This window comes from Bacillus cereus group sp. BfR-BA-01408 (assembly GCF_022663305.1).
GTDB lineage: Bacteria > Bacillota > Bacilli > Bacillales > Bacillaceae_G > Bacillus_A > Bacillus_A pacificus.
Genome location: NZ_JAKUFF010000227.1, coordinates 1 through 320 on the forward strand (window position 1 = coordinate 1; position 320 = coordinate 320).

Sequence of the window (320 nt, forward strand, 5' to 3'; positions counted from 1 at the left end):
ACTATATATAAAACCACTAATGGTGGTATAAACAAAAGTGGCGGTCCCGACCGGGGTCGAACCGGCGATCTCCTGCGTGACAGGCAGGCATGTTAACCACTACACCACGGGACCAAAAATGAACATAAAAAAACATGACCCGTACGGGATTCGAACCCGTGTTACCGCCGTGAAAGGGCGGTGTCTTAACCACTTGACCAACGGGCCACGAAAAATAAAATGGTGAGCCATGAAGGACTCGAACCTTCGACCCTCTGATTAAAAGTCAGATGCTCTACCAACTGAGCTAATGGCTCATACTCACCAACGTCATATTTTCG

3 tRNA genes are annotated in these 320 nt (G+C 48.1%); all 3 read right to left on the minus strand.

Annotated elements, in window-relative coordinates:
• Positions 1-38 precede the first annotated feature (38 nt).
• Positions 39-114: transfer RNA gene (locus tag MR083_RS27040), tRNA-Asp, on the minus strand.
• A 21-nt stretch (positions 115-135) separates the two neighbouring features.
• Positions 136-207: transfer RNA gene (locus MR083_RS27045), tRNA-Glu, on the minus strand.
• Positions 208-220: 13 nt separating this feature from the next.
• Positions 221-296 (minus strand) — tRNA-Lys (locus tag MR083_RS27050).
• Positions 297-320 lie beyond the last annotated feature (24 nt).